General features: G+C 37.5%; 1 protein-coding gene. It reads left to right on the forward strand.

Annotation, left to right across the window (positions count from 1 at the left end; all coding sequences use genetic code 11):
- Positions 1-220: 220 nt before the first annotated feature.
- Entirely contained in the window at positions 221-823 is a 603-nt protein-coding gene (locus G631_RS0116020) for a DUF1349 domain-containing protein (RefSeq protein WP_026490294.1), read from the forward strand.
- Positions 824-1,226: the final 403 nt, after the last annotated feature.

A 1,226-nucleotide genomic window follows, 5' to 3' on the forward strand; every position in this document is an offset into this window, starting at 1 on the left:
GAAAAGCTAGTGCGATTCATCCCACAACCGATTTCATCGGAAGGGGGTTTCTCTCACGTTGTTATAATGATATAGGAAGACGCGAAGTCAGAATTAACTTGGGCTATTTCTTTAATAGAGATGGAAAGAGATGGTGATTATGGCAGCTAGTTCATTTGCTGAAGCAGGACGCAACAACATTAGAAGACTTTCATAGTATATGTAAGGGAGAACAGAAGAAATGAAAATTGACGCAAGAACAATGGAATGGATAAGAAAACCGAACGTATGCAATATTACTGAGGATAAAGTAACAATCACAACTGAGCCTTTTACTGATCTTTGGCAGAGAACATATTATCATTTTAGGAATGATAATGCACCTATTTTGCAGATGAAGTCAGAGGAACAGTTCTTTTCATTTGTAGTGAGGACAGACTTTGATACCAAGGTTCGCTATGACCAGAGTGGGATTATCATGTATCTTGACAGTGATAATTGGATCAAGGCTTCCATGGAATATGAAAATGAGGAAATCCAGAGACTTGGCAGCGTAGTGACCAACAATGGTTATTCTGACTGGTCTTCAACTGATATTGATGCAAAAATAAAATCTGTGTGGCTCCGATTCAGCAGACGTGAGGATGATTTCTGCATAGAAAATTCGTTTGATGGGGTTACATTTAAGCAGATGCGCATCTGCCATATGTTTAATGTAAAAAATGAAATTGCCTTTGGCATATATGCTTGCAGTGCTGAAAACTCATCATTTAAGGCAACATTCACGGATATGGAACTTACAGAATGCAAATGGCTTGCCCATGATGGTCAGCAGCCAGACTAATAATGTGTGTGAATTTATGATTTTCTTCTAAATCCAGATAGCATGGAAATCTAAATGAATGTATCTGAATAAAAAAATAGCATCTCTGGGCTCTGGTGAAACGTCGTCACCTTTGCTGTGGATGCTATTTTTTTACTTAACAACTATTCCTGCCGTTCGTGAAGCATAAGCCACGTAAAGTGAAATGGTTGTTTTTCTTATCTGCTTATATATACGAATGAAGGTGATGTTGTGGCAAATAATTTTTGTTGTTTGTAAAAAATAATTCTCCTAAATGGTGAAATGAGAGAATCAGCATGGTATTCAGAGATTGAATATCTGTGCCCATTGTACGAAAGTGACCAAGAAGCAGGATTTCATGTAAGTCAATAAAATAGGTGGCTTACACGAAAGTGGTAGTAAG

This window comes from Butyrivibrio sp. XBB1001 (assembly GCF_000424505.1).
Taxonomy (GTDB): domain Bacteria; phylum Bacillota; class Clostridia; order Lachnospirales; family Lachnospiraceae; genus Butyrivibrio.

Coding starts and splice junctions, on each gene's coding strand:
- G631_RS0116020 (WP_026490294.1), top strand. CDS start 221: ATGAAAATTGACGCAAGAACAATGGAATGGATAAGAAAACCGAACGTA.